17 protein-coding genes and 1 tRNA gene are annotated in these 19,286 nt (G+C 56.1%); 8 read left to right on the top strand and 10 right to left on the bottom strand.

Going from position 1 to position 19,286, the window contains the following annotated elements; genetic code table 11:
- Nucleotides 1-89: 89 nt before the first annotated feature.
- Both OLX72_RS00090 and lipB read right to left on the bottom strand, forming a co-directional pair.
- Entirely contained in the window at nt 90-1,133 is a 1,044-nt protein-coding gene (locus OLX72_RS00090) for a hypothetical protein (RefSeq protein WP_433989498.1), read from the bottom strand.
- 144 nt (nt 1,134-1,277) lie between these two features.
- Nucleotides 1,278-1,925: a lipoyl(octanoyl) transferase LipB gene (lipB, locus tag OLX72_RS00085; protein WP_114872149.1), complete on the bottom strand. Its 648-nt coding sequence runs from the start codon at nt 1,923-1,925 to the stop codon at nt 1,278-1,280.
- Nucleotides 1,926-2,169: 244 nt separating this feature from the next.
- Here lipB and OLX72_RS00080 point away from each other — a divergent pair, with 244 nt between their 5' ends.
- From OLX72_RS00080 to OLX72_RS00060, 5 genes are all read left to right on the top strand, one after another.
- Nucleotides 2,170-3,444: a peptidoglycan-binding domain-containing protein gene (locus OLX72_RS00080; RefSeq protein ID WP_433989497.1), complete on the top strand. Its 1,275-nt coding sequence runs from the start codon at nt 2,170-2,172 to the stop codon at nt 3,442-3,444.
- Nucleotides 3,445-3,570: 126 nt separating this feature from the next.
- A tRNA-Leu gene (locus OLX72_RS00075) sits at nt 3,571-3,656 on the top strand.
- 303 nt (nt 3,657-3,959) lie between these two features.
- The gene (locus OLX72_RS00070; protein WP_433989496.1) at nt 3,960-4,145 is read left to right on the top strand and encodes a helix-turn-helix transcriptional regulator; all 186 of its coding nucleotides are present in this window, start codon (nt 3,960-3,962) and stop codon (nt 4,143-4,145) included.
- The gene (locus OLX72_RS00065; protein ID WP_114869422.1) at nt 4,142-6,415 is read left to right on the top strand and encodes an AAA family ATPase; all 2,274 of its coding nucleotides are present in this window, start codon (nt 4,142-4,144) and stop codon (nt 6,413-6,415) included. The genes OLX72_RS00070 and OLX72_RS00065 overlap by 4 nt, the downstream gene beginning before the upstream one ends.
- A 207-nt stretch (nt 6,416-6,622) precedes the next feature.
- Nucleotides 6,623-6,937 (top strand): DUF5681 domain-containing protein, encoded by a 315-nt coding sequence (locus OLX72_RS00060; RefSeq protein ID WP_433989495.1) that lies wholly within the window; start codon nt 6,623-6,625, stop codon nt 6,935-6,937.
- A 224-nt stretch (nt 6,938-7,161) separates the two neighbouring features.
- Here the strand turns inward: OLX72_RS00060 and OLX72_RS00055 are convergent, their stop codons facing one another.
- A complete protein-coding gene (locus OLX72_RS00055; RefSeq protein ID WP_433989494.1) occupies nt 7,162-8,790 on the bottom strand; it encodes a N,N-dimethylformamidase beta subunit family domain-containing protein in 1,629 nt (542 codons plus the stop codon).
- A 4-nt stretch (nt 8,791-8,794) separates the two neighbouring features.
- A complete protein-coding gene (locus OLX72_RS00050; RefSeq protein WP_433989493.1) occupies nt 8,795-11,275 on the bottom strand; it encodes a CoA transferase in 2,481 nt (826 codons plus the stop codon).
- Between the two features lie 102 nt (nt 11,276-11,377).
- Here OLX72_RS00050 and OLX72_RS00045 point away from each other — a divergent pair, with 102 nt between their 5' ends.
- On the top strand, nt 11,378-12,301 hold the full coding sequence (locus OLX72_RS00045) for a GlxA family transcriptional regulator (RefSeq protein WP_433989492.1): 924 nt from the start codon (nt 11,378-11,380) through the stop codon (nt 12,299-12,301).
- A 379-nt stretch (nt 12,302-12,680) separates the two neighbouring features.
- Here OLX72_RS00045 and OLX72_RS00040 read toward each other — a convergent pair whose 3' ends face one another.
- Together OLX72_RS00040 and OLX72_RS00035 are read right to left on the bottom strand one after the other, a co-directional pair.
- On the bottom strand, nt 12,681-13,022 hold the full coding sequence (locus tag OLX72_RS00040) for a c-type cytochrome (protein ID WP_205389266.1): 342 nt from the start codon (nt 13,020-13,022) through the stop codon (nt 12,681-12,683).
- Nucleotides 13,023-13,243: 221 nt separating this feature from the next.
- A complete protein-coding gene (locus OLX72_RS00035) occupies nt 13,244-13,786 on the bottom strand; it encodes a recombinase family protein (protein ID WP_114870475.1) in 543 nt (180 codons plus the stop codon).
- A gap of 148 nt (nt 13,787-13,934) precedes the next feature.
- On the opposite strand from OLX72_RS00035, the gene OLX72_RS00030 reads away from it, so the two are divergent.
- Both OLX72_RS00030 and OLX72_RS00025 read left to right on the top strand, forming a co-directional pair.
- Nucleotides 13,935-14,195: a recombinase family protein gene (locus OLX72_RS00030; RefSeq protein ID WP_368073705.1), complete on the top strand. Its 261-nt coding sequence runs from the start codon at nt 13,935-13,937 to the stop codon at nt 14,193-14,195.
- Nucleotides 14,196-14,561: 366 nt separating this feature from the next.
- Nucleotides 14,562-14,702 carry a hypothetical protein gene (locus tag OLX72_RS00025; protein WP_162798056.1) on the top strand — a complete coding sequence of 47 codons (141 nt, stop codon included), beginning with the start codon at nt 14,562-14,564 and terminating at the stop codon, nt 14,700-14,702.
- Between the two features lie 468 nt (nt 14,703-15,170).
- On the opposite strand, the gene OLX72_RS00020 is transcribed toward OLX72_RS00025, so the two are convergent.
- The 4 genes from OLX72_RS00020 to OLX72_RS00005 are packed head-to-tail and all read right to left on the bottom strand — an operon-like array spanning nt 15,171 to nt 19,069.
- A complete protein-coding gene (locus OLX72_RS00020; protein ID WP_254684589.1) occupies nt 15,171-15,839 on the bottom strand; it encodes an ABC-type transport auxiliary lipoprotein family protein in 669 nt (222 codons plus the stop codon).
- Nucleotides 15,836-17,122 carry an MlaD family protein gene (locus tag OLX72_RS00015; RefSeq protein WP_433989491.1) on the bottom strand — a complete coding sequence of 429 codons (1,287 nt, stop codon included), beginning with the start codon at nt 17,120-17,122 and terminating at the stop codon, nt 15,836-15,838. Before OLX72_RS00015 ends, OLX72_RS00020 begins: the two co-directional genes overlap by 4 nt.
- Nucleotides 17,123-17,138: 16 nt before the next feature.
- Complete coding sequence (locus tag OLX72_RS00010; protein ID WP_433989490.1) at nt 17,139-17,948, bottom strand: ABC transporter ATP-binding protein; 810 nt, start codon at nt 17,946-17,948, stop codon at nt 17,139-17,141.
- Nucleotides 17,945-19,069 (bottom strand): ABC transporter permease, encoded by a 1,125-nt coding sequence (locus OLX72_RS00005; RefSeq protein ID WP_114870471.1) that lies wholly within the window; start codon nt 19,067-19,069, stop codon nt 17,945-17,947. The genes OLX72_RS00010 and OLX72_RS00005 overlap by 4 nt, the downstream gene beginning before the upstream one ends.
- Nucleotides 19,070-19,286: the final 217 nt, after the last annotated feature.

Genomic DNA, 19,286 nt, shown 5'->3' with positions numbered 1-19,286 from the left:
CCCGATCAGGCGCAGGTGGCGGGAATTGGCGGTGCGCCTGAAAAGCAAAGGCTATCGTGACGTTTGAGAGATAATGGTTTTGCGCACGTCTACTGGATACCTGCGTAAAACTGCGCACAAAGCGCGAAAAATGCCAGCGGAAAGGCAAAACGGCTGATTAGGTCTATGCGGCCGGCAATGGCTGTCCGGTCCTTTGACGCCAGATATCCCGTGCACAGTGATTGCAGCAAAGCCAGAAAGACAAAGACAGTGGCACCTGCGACATACCTGTCCAGCATGGTAAAGTAACCCAGCCGGGGCAGCATGCTGGTTGTGGAAAAAATGAATGCGATCATGGTCAGGACCGAGGTTGCGGACAGCCCGAGTTGCGTTCCGAACTGTTCGGGATTGATCCAGAATACACACCAGGACATGAAGACGATCAGACTGATCGGCAGCATGATCTTCCAGAAATAGTAGCTAAGATAGCGCTCTGCCGAGATTTGCAGCAGATATCCTGACCTGAGCTGATCAACAGCCTCAAAGGTTTCTTCGACCAGCTCTGCCTGTATTCCGGTGATGGCCCAGTCGGATATGTTCAGCAACGGCGACATGCCTGTAAACGCCTCGTCGTTGCGAAACACCACTTTGCCGATGCTCCAATCCAGCGGGTAAATCCGCAACGCAATCGTCTGCTTGTCGAAAGGGAAATCAGTCAGCTTGTGATAGCTAGAGAATGATCCAGAAATCCGCTGCAGATAGGTGATCTTGCCGCCTTCTTCGACACTTACGGTTTCTGGCCAGCGCGAAAACATGCGCCCTGAATTCTTCAGCACCAGATCAGGAAACCAGATGTCATCAATAGACAGTTTGCACCCGTCCCACGCGGCAAGCCTTGGGTCTGTCCAGCGCATACGGATTGCTAGATCAATTGAAATCGTTTGATTGACGTCGTCAATCTCAAGCAGGTCGGCGACCCGCAAACCAAAGGTAATTTCGGTGGCCGGCCCGGACGACCCCGGCCTTATGTCTGTTCGATAGGTGGGCGGCGCACAGGGGTTTTCCGGAACGGTTGTTTGCGCACGCGCGCCCCCAGGTGCCAAAGCCGCGATAGCCACAAAAAATACTGCAAGCACCATCAGAAAGTGACGCATCCCGAAATTCCACCCTTTTCCGGCGTGCGCCCGTCACGCAGCCGGTTTGGCCAGTCTCTACAGAAACAAGGATTTGTAAACAGAACGATTGTTTGCTGCCAGTTTCAGACGCGCCAGAGTGGGGTTGAAGTGTGGCCGGACTGGCTAATCCCCGAAAACGTCCGCGAAACTTGTGCGCAACGCCACATCGACATCGTCCATCGTGACGGGCAAACCCATATCGACAAGGCTTGTGACGCCATAATCCGTGATCCCGCAGGGCACGATGCCGCTGAAATGGTCCAGATCGGGTTCGACATTGATTGAAATGCCGTGAAAGCTGATCCATTTGCGCAGCCGGATGCCAATGGCGGCAATCTTGTCCTCGGCGGGGCTGCCATCGGGCAGGGGTGCCTTTTCCGGGCGGACCACCCAGACACCGACGCGCCCGCACCGGATTTCGCCCCTGACGTTGAATTGCGCCAGCGCCGCAATCACCCACGCCTCAAGCTGCTGCACAAAGGCGCGCACATCATGCCCCCGCGCGCCGACATCCAGCATGACATAAGCCACCCGCTGCCCCGGTCCGTGATAGGTGTACTGTCCGCCACGTTTGGTCGGGTACACGGGAAACCTGTCCGGATCGGTCAGATCGGCGGCTTTTGCGCTGGTGCCTGCCGTGTAAAGCGGCGGATGTTCCAGCAGCCAGATACATTCCGGCGCTGTCCCCTCGGCAATGGCCGCCGCGCGCGCCTCCATCCAGATTTCGGCGTCATGATAGGGAACCAGATCGTCCGAGGTGATCCATTCTATGGGCACGCCATATCCTTTAGTTGCGGGTGCGGCTGGCAGCGGCACGATGGCGCTGTTTTTGCCCAGCCCAACACTGGATGTCCAGATGAACAGGCAGAACGGCAGGCAGAACAGCGTGGCTGTAAACCGCCCATCTTAGGCGAAAATTGTCCGGACCAGCGCTCTGTCACGGATTTTTGCGGGCGAAAACCGATTCTGCTGCTATAATGAGGCCGTTCGTTTTACCTGTATAGGAGGGCACATCGTGTTTTCAAAATCCATTTCCGTATTTGCAATCGCCGCTGCCATGGCCACCGGACCCGCCACCAAAGCGTCTGCGGATGCTGGTGATTTCGTCGCCGGTGCCCTGATCGGCGGCGTGGTCGGCCACGCGCTGACCAAGGAAAACCAGCGCAAGAAGGCAACCACTCAAAGAAGTACAACCCGCACCTACAACACGTTGCCGTCCACGCAGGAAGGGCGCGAAATTCAGGCGTCACTGAACTATTTCGGGTTTGATGCCGGTGCGGTCGACGGTCAGTTGGGCCGCAAATCGCGCAATGCCGTTTCAAACTATCAGGGCTATCTGGGATACCCCGTGACCGGCGTGCTTAGCCCGTTTGAACAGAATCTGCTGATCAGTTCTTACAACCGGGCGCAGGCGGGTGGATACGCGACGACCCAGCAGGCGGCTGCCTTGCCGGATGGCACGCGTGGATTGTTGCGCGTTTACCGTGATGAAATGGCGGGGGGTGGCACTACCAGCGCATCCGCACCGGAACCGGCCGGAACGCTGGCCGCAGTGGCCGAGCCGGAACAGACAGCCCCGTCGCTGCCAAGCTTTATGAACGACGGAGCACCGCAGAAATCCCTGGCCGCGCATTGCAATCAGGTGTCGTTGCTGACGAATACCAACGGCGGTTTCACGACCGAAGCCAAAATGACCGACGCGAATTTTGCCCTGAACGAACAGTTCTGTCTGGCGCGCACATATGCGATCGCCGAAGGGCAGGACCTTGCCGCCAAGGTATCGGGATACACATCGCAGGAAATAACCCAGCAATGTGAAGGCTTTGGCCCGGCCCTTCAGGCGCAGGTTGATGCTCTGTCCTATGAATCTGAGGATACCGTGACCCGTGATGTGGGTGCTTTTGCCAGGTCGACAGGCATGTCGCCGTCACAGTTGAAAGGCACCGCACGCATCTGTCTGGGTGTCGGCTATCGCACAGATAATATGGAGGTCGCGCTGGCGTCCGCGCTGATCCTTTATACGATGGGGGAAAAAGTCTATGGCGAACTGATGGGACACCATCTTGCACAGGGCTATGGCACAACGCAGGATCCCACACTGGCACTGCAATGGTACGAGAAAAGCTGGGATGCACATAATGCCGGCCAGAAAGCTGCCTTTGCGCCGGGTCAGCCTGAACGCAACGCCCTGATCCACAAAGCTGCCATGCAGGTCGGTGGTGCAGGGGATCAGGCTGGTTCGTCTGTCACCCCGACAGCCGCCCTGCCAAGTTTTTCGGTCAGCGATTGATCGCAAAAAACCCAATCACAAGAACGCACAACCCCGGCGCAGTCCAAAGCGTCGGGGTTTTGCGTAAAAAGACACTTCACAATGCGTGCGCGGGGCGATAAACGGCCTTTACCAAGCCTTGGCTGTGCGGTCGTGGCGGAATGGTAGACGCGCAGCGTTGAGGTCGCTGTGGGGTAACACCCGTGGAAGTTCGAGTCTTCTCGACCGCACCAACTTGGGACGCAAAGTCCCCTAAAAATATAGAAAAAACCAAAGTTTTTCGCGCTTTGTCTACCAATTTGTCAACCTATTGACTTGTGTACCAAGCTGGGGGTAAATGCTACATGTTGTGCAAACTCGGCCGTGTTGGCTGGGCATATGGACAAGGGTATATGGCAGACTACGGCGACCAAGTACGCCTAGGGTCTGATATCGGGCAACGGAAAACGGTTATGGATACGGTATAACGGCAGAAACCCGGCTTGGAGGGTGAAGAAGCCAGTCAGACACAACGACCTCCATTATGGGGTTCTGACATGACAAAGAAACTGTTGACCACGGATGAGAAGATCGCCGAAATCGGCGTCTCTCGGCAAACATTATATCGCTGGCGCAAAATGGGCATTGGCCCGAAGTACTTAGAATACGGCGGGTGCATTAGATATTTGCCTGAGCCGTTGCTCGCCGAACATGTTGGCGAGATGCGCGTGGTGAAGCCATGATCACATACACCCGCATCGCACTTGCCGACCCCGAAAGGGGCGGCAAGCACTACTCAATCACGTCGGAAGGCAGGATCGAAAAGAGCAGCATACCCTACATTAATGCGGGGCATGCCTACGTCGAAACGGCCGACGACATGGCCGACTTCACCACAGTGCTAAACGACAAACTGCAACCGGGGCAGGATGTGCTGATCTATGGCGTCCCGGTCAGGGACGTTGCAGAAGAGGGGATTGCGATCCGTGCCGCGAACAAGATGAACGGCACAGACGCGATCCAGCGCAGCAATGAGGACTTCCGCTGGCCCAACGGGGCCACGATCTTCGCGATGGACTACGACCCGCGCGACGGCCATGACGTCCTGACCCGTGACGCCCTGTGGGAACAGCTTTCAGGCACCTTTCCGGCCCTTTCTGGCGTCGATGTCGTTTGGGGCGCGTCCAGTTCGTCGCACATCTTCAACGGCGACGAGGAAGTGGTCGGCCTCAAAGGGCAGCGCCTGTATTTTGCTGCCGCCGATGGCACCGACATAGAACGCGCTGCTACAGTCATGCTCAAGCGCATGTGGCTGGCGGGGCATGGGTACATCATGATCTCGGGCAGTGGGGGGCAGCTTATCCGCGCCACGACCGATCCCTGCATGTATCAGGCCTCGCGTCTGGATTTTGCCGCCGGGGCTGTCTGCAATAACGGTCTGGTGCAGAAGCGGCCAGATGCCTTTCTCATCAACAAAGGGTCGGCGCTGATCGATACGCGGGTCGCCTTCCCGGACCTGACCAGCGAGGAAGAGGTCCGGTACGCGGAACTGATCAAAAAGGCCAAAGCCGACACTGCCAAAGAGGCGCAGGCGATACGGGAGACATGGGCCGATGCCCAGATCAGAAAGGAAGTCATCCACGACAATCCCGACGCCGATGACATCGATGCCCTTTGCGCCCAGAAGGAGAAGCGCAAAAGAGATCTTATCAGGGTCGCAACAGGCGAAAGCGTCCCGTTGGGGCTGGATCACCTCTTATGGCTGTCAGACGGGCGCACAGTGAGCGTCAGGGAGGTTGTGACCAATAGACACCTGTTCAACGAGGTGAAATGCCGCGATCCGCTCGAACCGGACTACCGGGGCGGATCAATCACGGGGATGATCTACGGGGCGGGCCATCGCCTTGTCTCTCACGCGCACGGGCTTAAAAAAATTTACAAGTTGGCCGACGCCCGCGCGGAGCTGATCGAGGCTTCTCTGGAGCGGGTGGCCGAGGCGAAAGGTCCGATCTCGGATGTGGTGGATGAGTACAGCACGGCGGCCTTGCTCAAGGTCCACCTGCAACGTTCGCCTCCATTGGTCGAAAACCTGATCGCGCCGCATCTGACATATCTGGTCGGCGACCCCAAGGCGGGCAAATCTTTTCTGGCCATGCAGATCGCAAACGCCATCAGCAAGGGGGAGACGATCTTCGGATGTGAGGTGCCGGAGAAACGCCGCGCGTTGTATTTTGCCGTGGAGAATGGATACGAGGAAACTGTGGATCGTATCCAGAATATGGGGCTTGATGGGGATGTGGTCTGGCGCTTCAAAGGCAAGAACTTCGAACAGGAACCGGACAGCGTTGAAGAATTGCTGGTGATGCTCACTGATGAAGTTACGAAAGACGCCTCAATCGGGGTCATATTTCTGGACACCCTGCGCTTCATGGCTGGCCCGCCGCCAAAGGTCGATGGCGGGAACGCGCAAGATCGGGACTACGCCCAACTCAAACCGATCCAGTCGTGGTGCCAGAAGGCGGGTGTGGGCGTCGTGGCGCTGGCACACACCAACAAGGCGCAGGACGGGCGAGGGGGACTGCGGACGCAGATCGCCAGCACGGCGGGGTCGAACCTGATTATGGGGACCGCTGAGAGCATCCTGACCCTGTCGCGCCATGTGGATAAGGACACCATGGCAAACCTCAATCATGGGCTGATACAGCGCACGGGACGGTCCTTCAAAGACGATACCGCTCTGGATGTCACCTTCGAGGGCAGCAACACGTCGTTCGTCATGACCAGTGAACACGAGAAGGCGGCGCTGAAGGTGATGCAGAAGGCCCGGACAAACTCATGCCGCCAAGCCATCGTAAAAGAACTGCTGAACGAGAGCGAGGGTGTGCCGCGCGATGAGTTGCGTGAAAGGGTTATGGGTGAACTACGTGTCTCTCGGCAGGCTTTCCATAAAGCTGTGCAGGATATGATTGCGGGAAAAGCCTTAAAAGAAAGGGATGGGAGGGTCTTCCTGTAAGGTTGACGCAAGACGTCCGAAAGGTTGTCGGCTGGGTTGCGCTAAGGTTTCACATCAGTGTGTTACGCTAAGTATATGTAATACAACATTAAACACTGGAAACGCGCCCCTCCGCCGCTTACATTGGCGGGGGCGGAACAATATAGACGCACAGACCACGCCCTCGCGCACGTAGGATTGCTAACAGGGTCGTAACAGGAGATCGTCATGCGGTTCAAGAAAGGCCAATCGGGCAACCCGCGAGGTCGCCCCGTCATGTCACCAGAGGTTCGGGAAGCCCTTCGGGCAGGTGGTGAAGTCGCCGTGCGACGAATGGGTGACCTGCTTGACGATGATGCCGCCTGGGGGCCTGCGGGATGGCTTTCGCCCATGGAACAGATCAAATTATTGGCGGTTGCACACGAACGTGCCTTCGGACGGGCAGTAGCTGTGTCCCTAGATCAGCAAGTTGTGGTGGCTGGAGATCGCGCGTTGGCTTCAGATCAGCATCGCAGGCTTGCTGCGCTCATTCCTAAGCACTAGCGCCAAGGCTCTGGGCCTGCAAAATTGAAAAAACCTCGAATATTGGCATAGCGGTCATTGAGGCATGGTGCAGCGAATGACTGCATCGAGCCCAATATGACTGATGCTGCGTTTTGCACCAATGACCGGTTTGAGTTGGCAGATAATGCGTCCCTCGAATTTCCGGCCCATAGCTGCCATCTGGAGTTACGTGAACAAAGGTCCGCTTTTGAGTTTGAATAGCTTCAAGCGGTGCCAAAGCGGTCCAAAACATTTCGGGTGATTTTCTCAACTTGGCTGTCACGTCTCGTCAGACCCATGATCCATTCGCATGTTCCAGCAGTGAAAATCTCGCCTTTTCCGCGCTTCCAGGACACGATCATGCCGTTGCCCCGTGCGCAGGCGTCCAAGGTTTTGGGTGTAACTTCACCATAAAGGACCGTCGCTTTGAACGCCGCATCGGTGGCGCCGATATAGAGTGTTTCGCCCCATACATCGTGATCAACCTCAATATTGGTGGCAAGGCCCATTGCAAGAATCTGGATGTCGGGTATCGCGCCATCCGTGCAGGTGGGGAAAGGCAAGCCATCTTCAAACTGATAGTCGAGCCCGTCCACCTCATATCCGAAGATGCGCGATGCCGCTCCGAAGACATCGCCATAGCCGATTTGAGCGCCTTCAAACGCCCAGTGTTCGGGGCGGTAAACGGTAAATCCGCCCGCCCCGCGACCAACACAATTGCCCAGACCGGCATAAACCCCGCGCAGGGCATTCACGCCGAAAGTCAGAGCGCCCGGTCTATTGACCGGATCAACTTCCCACGCACCTGTCACCAGATGGGCCTTGTCAGTGCCTGCCAATGTGTCCTGATCAGCGGTATATTTGTAGCAGATCTGACGCCGCCCTTCATCCTCGATCCTGATTTGCCAAAGGAAGTTTCCCGCGAACCGCGCAACATTACCGCCATTTTCGACGTAGCTATCAACAGCGTCGCGCATGGACGCGCTCCAATACTCGTCATGACCGACAAACACCGCACAGGCATATCTAGATAGCAGTGCTGGTTCACTTTCCAGATCATGCAGGGCCACGACATCAAAGTCATAGCCTTCCGCTTCGGACCAACGGGCGAAGTGGCGTTCGTAACTCGCCCAACCGGCGGAGGCATACTTCTTGGAGTACCCATAGGCATAGGCCCATTCCATGTAAGGATAGCGCACCATGTCTCCGGGATGTGGTGGATGGTCTGTCAACGCGCGCGGCGCACCTTCCGGTAGCTTGCAAAAGCCCCGCGTCCAAGGTCGCTGCGTTGACAGGACCGGGGAGAAAGCGTTGCCATTTGGACCGGTAATGCCTTCGTAGTGGTTCGAGCCGCCCCAGCAATTGTAAGCCACCCATGTGCCTGTTGCGCATACAAGAACATAGGATCGCGGCGGGGCATCGGAGGCACTGCGTACCAGTATCAAATGGTGTTCCTCAACCATATCATCGCCGCACCGGGCGCGCAGCGTAAACAGATATCCGCCAGGCTCCCAATCTTGGGGAATGGTAAACGCGTAAGCCTCCGGCCAACCGCAGCCATTCACCGAGCAGTCTTCGGGCGTTGGGTGGTGGTTGCCGGGCAAACCCTTTTCTTCAAGACGCGGCAGGTATTTCAGCCCGTCACGCCCAATTTCAAGGTCCCATTCCAAGGCTGTCGTGGAGACGTGGAGGGCGACGCGTTCGCCCGGAGCATAAGTCATTTTTGGGGTATAGCCCCAGATTTCAAGCACACTGGAATCGCGTGACGGACCGATATAGTAGTTGTCCAGAATATGCCGTGCCCGCGCGCGGGTTCTTGGCGTAATGGCGGGTCCACCACCGCTTTGTGTCATCTTTCTACTCCGGCAAGTATTTTTCCGACCACGCTTCAGAGGCAATACCTTGGGCGATCTTCGTATTAATATCTTCAGAGGTATAGCCCAACCGTTTCAATATCGCGCGCGTCTCTGAGCCATATTTAGGAGCAGGTCCTGGAATGGTGATAGGGGTCCGTGCCGGGCGAACCGCATTGGGCGCGGCCAGATCGACCCAGCGGCCCATCGGGTGTGTATCATGACGCACAGTGCGATAAGTCGCCCCTTTTATGTCAATCTCGCCACTGCTTTCCAGCTGCAAGCCTTCTTCCCGCGTGCCCATCAGCGACCCAAGAGGCACCACACCAACAGACGTTCCCGCAAAGCTTTCGGCCCAATACGCGATCGGTGCCTTTGCAAAGCGTGCAGCCAGTGCTTCAGTCAATCCATCATCGTCCACTTCCACCAAGTCTTTTAATTCAGGCACCCGCGCCAAGGCGCTTTGTCGCTCGGTTGGTGCAGCAAAGAACATCCAACCGTCAGCAGCAGCATAGCAATGGTAATACGGACCCCATCCGCGCGCGTTGCGCCCTGTTGGTTCGTCAAACGGCGCGCGACCGGGATAATCATACATGAACTGTGCCTGAATCATCTCGCCTGCTGCGGCAAGTGTTGCGCGTGCGATGCCGCCCCGCCCAGTGATGCGCAACCTCTCCATCGCAGCACCAAGAGCCACGCAGGCACAATAGCCCGTCAGCACGTCGATGGTGCCGAAATGTGCATGCTCTTCAGGCGTGTCAGGGCCGCCACCAAAGCGCGTCATGACACCCGTAGCTGCCTGCGCCAGATCATCATAGCCCAGATGGTCGGCCTTTGGGCCGCGTCTTGGCCCGCCAAAAGCGTCGAGTTGCACAAGGATCAGTTTTGGATTGATCTTGGCCAGACGCTCTTCGCTCAGGCCAAGGGCCTCGCGCTGCGCGTCTGTACCGTTTATCGTGATGACGTCAGCTTCGGCCACCATTCGCCAAAAGGCATCCTGTCCCTGAGGATCGCGCAGGTTTAACAGAATGCTTTGCTTGCCCCGCTGCGCTTGGAGACCAAAAACAATCGCATTCCAAGGATCGACCGAGGGGGCGACCGGTTGGACAAGAGTGACCTTCGCGCCAAAGCGCGCCAGAGTGGAGCCGATGGTGGGGCCTGCAATAACATTCGTAAGGTCCAGAACCCTCAATCCATCGAGCCAGCCGCCAGTGCCCTGACGTTCTGCTGCTGCGCGCGCAGGCTCAGCGAGAAAAGATTGCAACTCATTGTGGAATTCGTCGACTTCAGGCCCTGCCCGCTTTCGCAGGGCACCACTATCGTCAGCAAGCCATGCAACATTACCCATCTGACGCATGTTGCCATGGCGCGGGTCATCAACGTCAACCACAAGGCCAGAGGCCAATGCATGTGGGTCGGCCAGCCACTCACGAGTGCTGCGCTGCGCGGTTGCGGGGGCTTTCGCCGCCCCAAAGAGCGCCTCCCACTCATACGAAGGTCGAGTCAGGAAGGCCGCCTTCATTGCATCAGAAATCCGTGCCCGGTCCCGGGGACCAACAGGATAGCTGCGCAGTGCCCACTCATCGGGCCAGTCAACCTGATCCACGTAGACGTCAAAGTCAGGCAGGTCTGACAGCAGGTCACCAAGACCCAAAACCTCCAACACTCGGCGCGGATGGGTCACGATCGAGCAGGAGACAATATAGAACCCGCGCCCGTCGGCACAGGTGTAGGTGCGATAGAAAGGGTCAAGAAACTCGGACAATTGCCCATAATCCAGATCGTTCGGCAGGCCCAGACGCGCGCGGCGTTCCAACTCCAACTCTCGGGGGGATTTATAGCGGTCAGGGTAGTCTTCTACCAATTCACTATTATAGGCCAAGCCCTCGAACAGGGCGGAGGCCAATGGCACCTCGATATGGTCTCCCCTAATACGATCACGGGCATTTAGGGCAAAGAGTACAGACATCGCGCCAAATGCAGCACCATAGGCAGACGCGAGCCCCAGAGGCGTGAACGAGGGATTGATCCCCATCAGACGCCGATTCAGCCCCATATCGGTGAACTGGCCTGTGCGGGCGGCAATTACGGCTTCCCAAGCCGCGATGTCGCGTAAATCGGGGTCGGTTGAGGCAAAGCCGGGCATCGACAAGGAGACGATGTTTGGATTGGCAGCCTTCAGTGCATCCGGTCCGAGGCCAAGCCTTGTCATCACGCCAGGGCGGAAATTTTCAATCACCACATCCGAACGGCTGACAAGTTCCAATGCAGTTTGAAGGTCTGCTTCAGATTTCAAATCAAGCGTGAGCGCCCGCTTTCCCCGCGACAGCATGTCGAATGCCGGGTCCTGCCATCGGGGGCCGCCAGGTGGGTCAATCCGGATAACCTCAGCGCCCAGATCAGCAAGCATCATACCGACCAGAGGCCCGGCCAGATAATGTCCGAAGTCAAGCACGCGAATATGGGAAAGAGGGCGGTTTTTCATTTGTTGGATCCGTGTCGCTGGAGGTGTTGGGTGAGACAACAGTAGAAAACCAATTGGCAAACTTGCATACTCAAACTGCCAAACGTAGGTCTTGAACTGCCAATGACACAGCTTAGAGTTTCGATTGTTCTATTCGATGCATTTTCAAATATGGTCTTAGCCTGCCTATTGGAGCCATTACGGGTTGTCCGCGATCAAAATGGTCTCGATCTCAGTTGGACCATCCTGACAGAGGGCGACAGGCCAGTGGACAGTTCCAGCGGCATCACGGTTGCACCTGACATGCTCAAGGCCGAGGCCAAAAGTGCTGATCTGGTCCTGATCATCGGGGGAGATGTGTTTCGTGACCACCACAAGGCCAGCGCAATGCGGAACAGTCTTGATCCGCTGATACGAAATGCCACCGTCATTGCAGCTGACACCGGTACTTGGATATTAGCACGCTGCGGTTATCTTAACGGACGCAAGGCAACGCTACATTGGCAACTTCTTGATGAATTCGCCGAGACCTTCCCAGATGTACAAGTTTCATCTGACAGTTTCGTTCGCGACGGACGCTACTGGACGTGTGGCACTGCCGCAGCAGCACTGGATCTGATGCTTGACTACATCCGTAGCCGTTTTGGACCCGCTGTAGCTATGGATGCAGGTGCTATGTTTCTACACGATAACGCCAGGCGGTACGGTGCCTCCTTTCCTGGACAGTCCTTTTCCTTTTCAGCCTCCTCGACTTTCAAACATGTTTTGCAAATCATGTCTAAAACACTGGAACAGCCGGTTCCGATTGCACAGTTGGCGCAGGCGGCGAATATGCCCGAGCGCTCTTTCCACCGTCTTTTCCTGCGGGAACTGCATATGGCCCCAGGCAAATACTATCTGCTTCTGCGCCTCGCCCGGGCGCGCGAATTATTGCGCCACACCGACCTGACGCGAGGTGAAATCGCACTGCGCTGCGGTTTCACCAGTGCTTCAACGCTAGCGCGTAGCTTTCGTACGCATCACGGGATCAGTTTGCGGGAAATTTGAAGTTGGTCCCGTCTGCGGACGAGGGGCTAAACGATCCAGCAAGCGCTTCTGACGGTGCTTATTAAGATTAGCGGATTAGCCCGAAGCGGACATTGCGCCCTGATGCAGCGAATGTCCGCAATCCGCCCATGCTGATTTTCGCTGCGATTGCGCCTTGGCAAAAGCGGTCATTTGCTTCAGCTGAAGCAAGGTCGGTTTTGTCCGCTCAGCAGTCATTCACACTTGCCGCAGCGAAAGTCCGCTTTGACAGTGTCTGGGTCGGCTTCGTGCCAAGGAGACTATCAATGATCTAGACGATCCGGTGAGCCGCGAGACGTGCGGATCAGTGATGTACGGACTGGCTCCCAACTGCGAGGTTGCGCACTTTGAGCCAAGCCGACTATTTTAATTCGTTCTGAACACCCTTCAGATATGCAATCAGGTGAGCAAGGTTCTGCGTCACCATCATTGTCTGCCCGCTTGGTAGTTTGATAGCTACTGACTGGATGGTTTCCAGATACGGACCGAAAACCGGCATATCGCCGTGGCTGCCAATGTTCATGCGACCATCGATCTGCATGGCAACAGTTTCTGTCGGAAACTCTCCGCCGTTACGTTCGCTAAGTGTCGTAAGTCGCGGCGGTTCGACGGCCAGCATTTCTGCCATTGGGCCAATGCTTTCTGCATCCCTTCCATGACACTCGGCACAAAAGTACAGAAAAAGGTTTTCCCCATTCTGCATTTCGATGTTCTGTGCCGAGGCTGGGCCGGCCAGTATGATGGTCGCTAAGATAAGTCGAAGCCGCACAAGTATACTCCCTTAATAGCATTCACTCTGTGCCGATTTGATTTCAAAAGCAAACCCACACTACGAGCTAGGCGCACAAGAGGAAGGCGGCCTACCGGATGTTCGAGGATGGACTGTCTGTCGTATGAATGGTGCTGGCGGTGCGGTCTGTTGCCTCAATCCCCTAGAATTTTATAGATAGCCCCTCTTGAACACCCTATTTGCCCGGCAATGGCTGACACCTTCATTCCCTCTGATGCCATTTCCCTGATCTTCTTGTGATCCAGACGGACAGGACGACCTTTGTAGACACCCTTGGCTTTAGCTGCTTCAATCCCTGCTTTCTGCCGTTCCTTGAGGTGGTTGAGTTCCATCTCGCCAACCATTCCAAGAACCGTGAGTATCATTTTTCCCATTGGCCCACTGGTGTCTATCTCAGGTTCAAGGACACGTAGTGATGCACCTTTCTGCTCTAACTCATGTACGAGATTGAGCACGTCTCGTGTGCTTCTGCCTAGACGATCAAGCTTGCAGACAACCAACTGGTCACCTTCGGCAATGAAATCCATCAAGTTCGCCAGTTCGTCCCGTCCTTCTCTGGTTTTCCCTGACACCTTTTCAGTTCGAATTACAGAACACCCAGCACCTTTGAGCAACTGTTCTTGCACCTCAGTGCTTTGAGACAAAGACGACACTCTTGCGTAACCATAGACAGCCATAAGGAACACTCCATTTGTTCATTTAGGGTCTTAAACTGTTGAACCATTTATGTCAATAAATCAAATATAACCCTAAGTGACGCACTAAGTGTTCACTCCCGGTGCGTCACGCAAGGTTTACCCATAATGACATACGTTACGAACGGGGATGATCCCTTCGCAAAAGCTTCAATTACACATGATGGGTGCGTTCGCCGAATTTGAACTTGCCCTTATTCGCAAACGACAGGCTGACGGCATTGCAAAAGCTCGACAGAAGGGAGTCTACAAGGGCGGGAAGCGTCGAATTGATCGGGAGCGGGTGACTGCCCTGCGCGATGAAGGCCTTGGGCCAAGTGCGATTTCGGAGCGAATGGGCGTTAGTCGAATGTCCGTCCACCGAAGACTAAACGCACGAGCAAGTGACTAGATCAGGATAGGATTGTTCTAAACTGCAAAATACCCTGAGCCGAGGCCCCCCACCCTCGAGCTTTTGGGTAGGGCCGTGGAAGCGTGGCCTATCTGCGCTGGATTTTTTTTTCGATTTTCAGAATGCAGAACTGTTCTCGTCATGCTTTGAATAGTTGGGTTTGACCTGCATCAACGCCTGATTACACGCTTATCTTTAATCATTTGGTACAAACAAATTTGTAGGCAATTTTTTGAACAAGATATTTAGAGTTTAGTATGTTTGGGATGTTTAAGGAGGTGCGCGCGCTGGCTGACCTGTCGACGCAGCAACTGGTGGATCGCATGATCGCCATCGGTGCTGAACTTGCGCAGAGGAGGAAATGACATGAGGGAAGCCATCGATATTTTGAGCGACGTGCAGTGCGTTATTACCGAGCGCGCGAAGACCCACGGCGACGCGCGCCGTACGCACGAGACGGCGAAGGAATGGCTGATTTTCTGGCCCGAGGTGTATTGGCAGACGTGACGGCCCCTCTACAGGGGGAGGGCAACGCTGACCGCATGGCGCGCGATCTGGGCGCGATGGCGGTGGAAGTGCCGCGGGTCGAGACGATGTCGATGCAAATCCCTGAACTGGCGCACGTCGTGAAAGGGGTTAAGAACGCAGGACGCGCCGTTAAAGATCGTTTGGCACAGCCGGGCCGGTCCCGGCAATGGGGGCTAATTTTGGTAATAAAGGAAAGACAGTTGGAAAACTTACTGACACACCCGGCGTCCCAGCCGTACGAGGGGCACCCGACGCCGTTCCTCCGAAACTTGCTGTGCGAGGTCCGTCTGGAGGTTCTTCGACGGCAGTGGGAGGCGAGCGTTATTCCCAAGGGTACGACACAGCGGGCGGCGGCGGGTCTCATAGAGTCTTACGGGCTTAGGTTCGAGGGGTATTTCAAGGATACACTGCGTCGGCGGCCAGATCGCAAGCACCCCTCACAATCTATCAGTCGGTGGCGGGTGCTGCCTTTGATACGGAATCGGAATGCATCTTTCTGATGCTCCATTCTATGCTATCGCGCATTGTGCTGCCCAGAGCATCATCAAAGGCCTCGGTGATGTCTGCGGCCGCATCGCTTTTAGCGGGAACAATTTTTTCAAAGGAACGCGAAGCGATGATCTGATCGAGATCGGCGTCAATCACCTTGATATTCAAACGCACCTGCACTTCCAAAAGGCTTTCAGGTGGCGCATTCGGCGGCACCCGAGCCTGAAACTCGCGTACATCCGTGACAATCAGATAGTCTGCGCGCAAACCAATGGCCGACCTGCCAACGGCATCGACTTTGCCGGTATTTTCATAGCTCTCGATCAGAAGCGCCTGAATGATCACCGGCGCCAGATCCACCCAGCGCGCGCCCGGCAGGTATTCGACCTGTAACGATGTGGGCATCACCGCAATCCGGTCGGTGCTGACAGCGGCAGTCGCTGTCGGTTCGCCCACGACGATCTGCTGCCTGAGCCGTGGCAGGGAGGCATCGAATGTGCTTTTGGGTGTCAAAAGATACAGGTCGGTGGGCGTTGTTGCTGTCGTCAGGGTGGCCAAACCGGCGCAACCCGTCAGCACACAGGCCACGCTGCAAAAGGCCAAAGCGCGAAAAGCAGATAGGGTCAACGTTTGAACTCCGATCCTTGGGTCCCTAGAATAAAGCGTGCGGGATCACGTTGGGCACGGTCGACAAACCGTTCCATGATGCTCACCAAAAGCCGCGCCTCTTCCATCAGACGCAGAAACTCCGGCAGGCCGACCCGCAAAAAATCAGAAACTTGGCGGCGGTTCTGCGCAAGGATGACTTCAAGCGTGTTGGCAAAACTGGAGGCGGACCGCGACGCTTTCAGCACCTCTTGTGAAATGAGGGTAATGTCACCCGTCGCGTCTTCTATGGTGGTCGTGAAGACTGTCACTGCTTTGCGCGTGTCCGTGAGGATGCCATCCAGGTCTTCACTAATAACCTTGTTGGCCGCAGCAAACGTCTGCTCCGCGCTGCCGAGCGCGGTCGTGGCCGTATCCAAAGTCGTGGTGAGTACCGGCTCCACCCTCGTCAGCACCTCCCCGACCTGTTCCGCTGTTGCAGTACCCTGACGGACGAGATCGCCAAGATCGCCATCAACCAGTGTTCTGACAGAGATGAATGTCTCATCCATTGTGCCCAGTGTCGTTTTCGCCGACGCTATCATTGTGTCGGCATTCTCGAGCGAACTTTTGGCGGTCTGCAGCGTATCCGTCGCCGCCAACAAAGCGGTTTCAGTTGTTTCCGCCAGTTCGTCCAGTCGCCCGACAAAACCGGCAATTTCACGTGACGCCAGGCCCAAGTCGCCCGACAAGGTTTCGAAATTCTCCAGCGCGCGATCCATCCGTCCAGTGGCAGAGGCAAGGTTTTCAAGGATCTGGCTGGTCGCGGTTCGGTTTTTCTCGTTTACGACACTGTTAATGTCTTCAAGCAGCAGCACCGCTTTTTGCAAAAGCACCGGCGCGCCCTCCAGAACGGACTGCAAGGCGCTGGATTCCGAACGGATCACACTGCCCTGTTCTGCCCGCTCCGCCTCAGGTGATCCACCCGACAAGGACACAAAGCTAACGCCAGTCACGCCCTGCGATTGCAAGGTGGCGATAGTATCGGTTTTTACGGGCGTATCTGCGCCCACTTCCAGCCGCACGCGCACCCTTGACGGATCATCGGGATCAAGGTTTAGAGCAACCACCTGACCGACAGGCAACCCGTTGTAACGCACATCGCCCGCATCGCTGAGCCCGGAAACACTGTCGAAAAGCACATCATAATAGGCGTATTGCCGGTCAACTTCGACCTTGGCCAGCCACAGAAGAAAGCCGAAGCTCGCAAGGATGCCCGCAAGCGTAAAAGCACCGATCAGAATAAAACTGGCTTTGGTTTCCATAGATTGGCCGCGCCTCTCAGCGTTTGTCTTGCGCCGCGCGGGCGCGCGGACCGGTAAAATATTCCCTGATCCAGGGATGATCGACGGAACTCATCTCGCTAACCGGCCCCTCGACCAGCACGCGTTTTTCAGCGATCACCGCTACACGGTCGCAGATCGCATACAAACTGTCGAGGTCATGCGTCACCATGAATACGGTCAATCCCAGCGAAGCCTGCAAATCCTTGATCAACTCGTCATAAGCTGAGGCTCCGATCGGATCGAGCCCGGCCGTCGGTTCATCCAGAAAGACGATTTCAGGATCCAATGCCAATGCACGGGCTAGCGCAGCACGTTTACGCATACCCCCGGACAATTCGGACGGAAACTTGCCGCAACTGAGGGGCGGCAATCCAACGAGGCTTATCTTCAGCTCTCCAAGCGATTTCATCAGCCCGTGAGACAGGTTGAGGTGCTCGCGCATCGGCGCCATCACGTTTTGCAACACGGTGAGCGATGAAAACAGGGCACCGTCCTGAAACGCCACACCCCAACGTCGTTCCACCGCGCGGCGATCCTTTTCAGGACCATTGACGACATCCACCCCCAACACCCTGATGTCTCCGGCCGTTGGACGGTTAAGTCCCACTATCGTGCGCAGCAATACGGATTTTCCGGTACCGGACCCGCCGACGACTCCCAGCACCTCGCCCTTCCAGACATCAAGGTCGAGATCCTGATGTACGATCTGCGGGCCGAACTGGGTCCGTAAACCGCGCACGGTGATAACTGCTTCCCGCGCAGCGGGCTTTTCAATGATCGGCTGATTGGTCGCAATGTCCTTCATATGCCGATCTCCGGAAAAAATACGGAAAAACCCGCATCCACGACGATCACCAGAAAGATCGACTGAACGACGGATGCAGTGGTGCGTTGACCCACGCTTTCGGCGGAACCACCCACCTGCATCGCCTGCCAACAGCCAACAATGCTGATCACGAAGGCAAAAAACGGCGCTTTGATCAGACCCACAGCCAGATGCCAGACATCCGTGTTCTCGACAAAACGCGTTACGAACATGCCCGGACTGATTCCCAGTTCGATCCAGGCCATAAGAATGCCACCGAACAGAGCAAAAACATTAGCGATCAGCCCCAGTATGGGTAGCATCAAGATAAGCGCGATCACGCGCGGTAGAACCAGCACTTCAATCGGGTCAAGGCCCAGCGTGCGCATGGCATCGATTTCCTCGTGGACCTTCATTGAACCAATCGAGGCCGTGAATGCCGACCCAGACCGCCCCGCCACGATTATCGCTGTCAGCAATATGCCCAATTCTCGCAGCACCGAAACCGCGATCAGATCGACAACAAAAACCTCGGCGCCGAACTGGCGCAACTGCACTGCCCCCTGAAACGCCAGCACCACGCCAATCAGAAAACCCATCAGAGCAATGATCGGAACCGCATTCAAACCGACCTCTTGCATCTGGCTGACCAGCGCCGTGGCCCGCAGCCGCCAGGGCCGCAGGACAGTACCCATCAAGCGATGCAACACGAGACCTACGAAGTTCAAAAGGGAAAGCGCAGCCTTGCCAAACTGGGATGTGCTGTGTCCAAGCCGTTCCAACCATGGCAAAAACCCACGTGGAGGCGCTTCTTCGCCTTCTGTATCAGGCAAGGCCCGGGTCACCGTTTCGATCAATTCCCTGCGCGCTTCGGAACAGCCTGCAATCTCAATCGCGACGCCGTCGCGGGCCAAACGCGCCTGAAGTGTCGCGATCATCCATGCGCCGCCCGTGTCCAACGCTTCAAGATCAGACAAATCCACCGTGACCGGCCCAGAGGCCGCAGAAAACTCTGCGAATTGACGTTCGACTGAGGCCAGTGCCGCCGTCACAAGGCGACCCTGCAAATGCAGCACAGTGCCTGCATCGCTGTTCTGGGTGGTCAAAGTTGTTTGGGCCATGACACAGACAGTTGAACGCGAGTTGGCGCGAACCGCAACACTATTGTTTCTGCGATCCGGATTAGGCGGCCTTCAAATGCCTGTCTCTCACGATCTCTTGCAACCTCCGCTTTCCAAAGTCAAAAACCGCATAGTTGGAATATCAATACCCGCCACACTAGGGCCTGTGGACAATCAGGATTCCCATTGGCTTTGATTTGTGATTCATATGTGGACG

The organism is Sulfitobacter sp. TBRI5 (assembly GCF_051013555.1).
Lineage (GTDB): Bacteria > Pseudomonadota > Alphaproteobacteria > Rhodobacterales > Rhodobacteraceae > JL08.
This window is presented reverse-complemented; position numbering and strand designations above follow the sequence as displayed.

Bases quoted from the DNA above. Each gene is read 5' to 3' on its own strand.
- OLX72_RS00070 (WP_433989496.1), top strand. From the start codon at position 3,960: ATGACAAAGAAACTGTTGACCACGGATGAGAAGATCGCCGAAATCGGC.
- OLX72_RS00055 (WP_433989494.1), bottom strand. From the start codon at position 8,790: ATGACACAAAGCGGTGGTGGACCCGCCATTACGCCAAGAACCCGCGCG.
- OLX72_RS00090 (WP_433989498.1), bottom strand. From the start codon at position 1,133: ATGCGTCACTTTCTGATGGTGCTTGCAGTATTTTTTGTGGCTATCGCG.
- OLX72_RS00015 (WP_433989491.1), bottom strand. From the start codon at position 17,122: ATGGAAACCAAAGCCAGTTTTATTCTGATCGGTGCTTTTACGCTTGCG.
- OLX72_RS00005 (WP_114870471.1), bottom strand. From the start codon at position 19,069: ATGGCCCAAACAACTTTGACCACCCAGAACAGCGATGCAGGCACTGTG.
- OLX72_RS00045 (WP_433989492.1), top strand. From the start codon at position 11,378: ATGACACAGCTTAGAGTTTCGATTGTTCTATTCGATGCATTTTCAAAT.
- OLX72_RS00065 (WP_114869422.1), top strand. From the start codon at position 4,142: ATGATCACATACACCCGCATCGCACTTGCCGACCCCGAAAGGGGCGGC.
- OLX72_RS00050 (WP_433989493.1), bottom strand. From the start codon at position 11,275: ATGAAAAACCGCCCTCTTTCCCATATTCGCGTGCTTGACTTCGGACAT.
- OLX72_RS00040 (WP_205389266.1), bottom strand. From the start codon at position 13,022: ATGCAGAATGGGGAAAACCTTTTTCTGTACTTTTGTGCCGAGTGTCAT.
- OLX72_RS00010 (WP_433989490.1), bottom strand. From the start codon at position 17,948: ATGAAGGACATTGCGACCAATCAGCCGATCATTGAAAAGCCCGCTGCG.
- OLX72_RS00060 (WP_433989495.1), top strand. From the start codon at position 6,623: ATGCGGTTCAAGAAAGGCCAATCGGGCAACCCGCGAGGTCGCCCCGTC.
- OLX72_RS00025 (WP_162798056.1), top strand. From the start codon at position 14,562: ATGAGGGAAGCCATCGATATTTTGAGCGACGTGCAGTGCGTTATTACC.
- OLX72_RS00035 (WP_114870475.1), bottom strand. From the start codon at position 13,786: ATGGCTGTCTATGGTTACGCAAGAGTGTCGTCTTTGTCTCAAAGCACT.
- OLX72_RS00030 (WP_368073705.1), top strand. From the start codon at position 13,935: ATGATCCCTTCGCAAAAGCTTCAATTACACATGATGGGTGCGTTCGCC.